This window comes from Kytococcus sp. HMSC28H12, from assembly GCF_001816045.1.
In the GTDB taxonomy this organism is placed as follows: Bacteria; Actinomycetota; Actinomycetes; order Actinomycetales; family Dermatophilaceae; genus Kytococcus; species Kytococcus schroeteri.
Genome location: NZ_KV824314.1, coordinates 1 through 3,479 on the forward strand (window position 1 = coordinate 1; position 3,479 = coordinate 3,479).

The following is a 3,479-nucleotide window of genomic DNA, read 5'->3' on the forward strand; positions in this document are numbered from 1 at the left end:
ACCCACGCTCAACTCCGAAGAGCCGGTTTCCCGCGGCACGGCGCGCCTCGCTCAGGATCGACCGGTGGACCTCGATGAGCGTGGCCCGGGAGTCGGGTCCGTCCCAGACCGCGTCGACGAAGCCGTCTGGATGGGCGCTGGACAAGTCACTGACGACCTGGGCGAAGGTGCCCTGACCGTCGGCGTAGGAGGTGACCTCCTGGGTGGAGCGCCCCATCTGCTGTGCGGTGGTGCTGACGTCCGCTTCCGACGGAGACCGCTCCGATACGGACGCCGTGGACGTGAGGGTTCCGGCGAGGACCCCTGCGACCGCGAGGCCAAATCGTGACTACACGGCATTCCCCTTCCCCGAGGCGATGGTACCGCTGTGTGTGGTGCATTGAAGATAGCCCCGTCCGGATGACAGGGGAAGGATGCGTGACGATTGTGTTGCGGCAATCCGATTCTGTGAGGCGGGTGAGAGAATCCCGGAGGAAACCTTCGGTGGACATGGCGCCCACGCGACGGGCCCCGCACCTCGGCGTGAGGTGCGGGGCCCCTGCGGTGCGCCAGCCTGTCAGCTCACCCGGAAGGGCATCGTGATGCCCTGGAAGGCCGCGATCTTGCCCGTCCACCCGTTCTTGTGGTGTCCGCGGTGCAGGATGCGGTACTCCCCTGCCGTGGCGTCGGCGGGCACGTCCCACTCGATGGTGGCCGTGGAGTACCCGAGCGCACCGTTGGTGCGCTTCCAGCGGTAGCGGGTGTCGAAGTCGGTGTCCACGCGCTCGGTCACCCAGCCGGCGGCCGTGCGGCGCTGCACCTCCAGGAAGGTGCCTCCCCGCAGCAGGCCGTTCTTGGGGTGGCCGGTGACGAACACCGCCGAGACCGTGGCACCGCGCGCGGTGTCCTTCGGCTCGGTGATGACGCCGCCGTACGGCTTGCCGGAGTGGGGGCTGTCGAACACCACGTCGGTCTGGAAGTCCGCCATGCCGGCCGGGTTGGACACCGGGGCGGCCCCGGCATCGACGGTGGCGCCGGTCTTGAGCGCAGTGGCCAGGCGCGAGGTCTCCTGCTGGTAGGCGCACAGCGTCCAGCGGCCGAAGAGCGTGGAACCACCCTCGTACTCCTGGGTGTCGTACTCCTGCGGGGTGGTGACGTACTGGGAGTAGCCGTTGGTGTAGCCCTGCACCACCACGTCGTCCAGGCGCGCGCCCACGGCCTCGGCCACCTGCTGGCGCAGGCGCAGGCCGGCCACAATGGTGACCTCGGCCGGGATGCCCACGATCCACAGCTGGCCGATGCGAGCCACGGTCACGGCCAGGCGCGAGGGGGCGGCATCGGCCAGGCCCACCGGCACCAGCCCCACCTTGGGGTACTGCACGTCGGCCACCCAGCCCGGGGTCTCCCCCGGCACCTTCACCGGCCAGTGCACGCCCTCCTTGAAGATGTCCGGGCCCGGGCCGTCCTCGGTGGACCCGGCCAGCATCGACTCGCCGAGCACGGCCGGCGCGGTGCGGGCGGGCTTGCCCTCCGGGGTGAAGCGGGCGTCGATGCGTACCGCATCCATGTCCACGTACCGGGTGCGGGCACCGACCGGGCCGGTGACGACCTCGGTGGCCCCCTCCCAGGCGCGGTGGGCGGCATCGCGCTGGCGGGCGCCGATGATGCGCATGTTCTCGAACTCGTCGTCGGTGGGGCCGGTGCCCGGCTTGAGCGCCAGGTTGGGCGTCATGTCCCCGGAGTTGGACTGCGCGAAGGCCGCGACGAACCGGGGGCGCGGGTCCAGCGGGTCCTGCCCGAGCAGCTCCCGCTCCCACGACCACGCGGCATAGCCCTTGTTGTCCCCGGAGACCAGCGTGTTGGTGTTGGTCAGCGAGGTGCCGTGGGTGGGGTACCAGTTGAGCATGCCGATGTCACGGGTCCCCTGCCGGAAGCGCAGCACCAGCACGGTCGGGTCGATGCCGCCGGGGAAGTGCGCGCGGTCGGCGGCCGGGTTGGCCTCGAACGCCGTCAGGGAGCGGTTGCGGGAGGCGTCGTGCAGCTCGGTGCGCCCGATGTGGATGCTCCCGGCGGCCAGCGAGGCCTGGGCGCGCTCCACGGCGGTGACGATGCCCTCGACCAGCGCCTCGAAGGCCTGCTCCTGGAACCCGTAGGTGGCCAGGTTGTAGATGACGTCGTGCGTGCAGCCGCCGACGCTGGCGTGGGTGTGCGTGCAGGTGACCATGAGGTTCTGCACGTCCCACGTGCCGGGGTGTCGGGCGGCCAGGCGCCGGACGACCTCGCGGTGGGCGGCCACGGAGATCACCCCGTGGTCCACCACCACCCAGCCCAGGCGGCCGCCGGCGGAGTCCACCACCACGAAGGCACGGGCCATCAGGCGCATGTGCAGCCCGGTGGCCTGCTGCTCCAGCGAGGAGTAGCCCATCATCCCGTTCTCGGCCACGGGGCCGGTGACGTCGGCGATGCCGGCGCCCACCTTGTAGGCGCCGTCGGCGCTCGGGGTCGCCGCCGAGGCGGCGGTCGGCGCGGTGCCACCGGCCGCCAGGCCCACGGCGGTGGCGGCGCCGGCGCCCGCCAGGACGGCGCGGCGGGAGGGCTGGGAGGACTGCTGATGCGGTGCTGACATCACTGGCTCCTGTGGGTGGGCCGCCTGCGTCGGCGGCGGTGAGGGGTACGCGGCACAGGGTGACACGGATTTCACCGATGGTGGGTCAAGAATTGCCCAAGATCCCGGGCATGTGACGATGGGCGCATGACCTCCCCCGAGCTGCTCGCGCGGCGGGCGCTCGCGGACCACACGGCCGCCTCGCACGCTGCCGCCGAGCGCGTCATCGCCCACTACTCCACCTCGTTCGGTGCCGCCTCGCGGCTGCTCGGGCACCCTGTGCGGCAGCGCGTGCGGTCCCTGTACGCACTGGTGCGCGTGGCCGACGAGGTGGTGGACGGCGCCGCGGCCGGGGCGGGCCTGGGCGTGGATGCGGTGGCCGACGCCCTCGACGAGCACGAGCACCGCACCCTGCGGGCCCTGGGGTGCGGGTACTCCACCGACCCGGTGGTGCACGCCTTCGCCGACGCGGCGCGGGCCACCGGCATCGGGGCCGACCTGGTGCGCCCCTTCTACGCCTCGATGCGGGCGGACCTGCACGTGGCCGCGCACGACGACGCCTCGCTGGCGCAGTACGTGCACGGCTCGGCCGAGGTGGTGGGGCTCATGTGCGTGCGGATCTTCACCACCGACGCCGCGCCCGCCCCGGTGGCGCCGGCGTCGCACCTGGACGAGGGCGCGCGGCGGCTGGGCGCGGCCTTCCAGCAGGTGAACTTCCTGCGCGACCTGGCCGAGGACACCGACGGGCGGGGGCGCACCTACCTGCCGGGGGCCGGGGCCGTGTTCACCGATGCCGACCGGGACGCCGCCGTGGCACGGGTGCGGGCGGACCTCGCGGCGGCCGAGGCCGTCATCGGCGGTCTGCCGGGCTCCAGCCGGGCGGCCGTGCGCGCCT

Annotated in this window: 3 protein-coding genes; 1 reads left to right on the forward strand and 2 read right to left on the reverse strand. The window is 72.8% G+C overall.

The window, feature by feature from the left end; all coding sequences use genetic code 11:
- Together HMPREF3099_RS02410 and HMPREF3099_RS02415 are read right to left on the reverse strand one after the other, a co-directional pair.
- The coding region (locus HMPREF3099_RS02410) for a hypothetical protein (RefSeq protein ID WP_141761945.1) at positions 1 to 217 on the reverse strand (217 nt) is incomplete at its 3' end.
- A 339-nt stretch (positions 218 to 556) separates the two neighbouring features.
- Positions 557 to 2,605, reverse strand: a complete 2,049-nt coding sequence (locus tag HMPREF3099_RS02415) for a neutral/alkaline ceramidase (RefSeq protein WP_070703614.1) — start codon at positions 2,603 to 2,605, stop codon at positions 557 to 559.
- Between the two features lie 126 nt (positions 2,606 to 2,731).
- Between HMPREF3099_RS02415 and HMPREF3099_RS02420 the strand changes: the two genes are divergently transcribed.
- Positions 2,732 to 3,479, forward strand: a 748-nt coding sequence (locus HMPREF3099_RS02420) for a phytoene/squalene synthase family protein (protein ID WP_070703616.1), incomplete at its 3' end; no start/stop codon positions are given.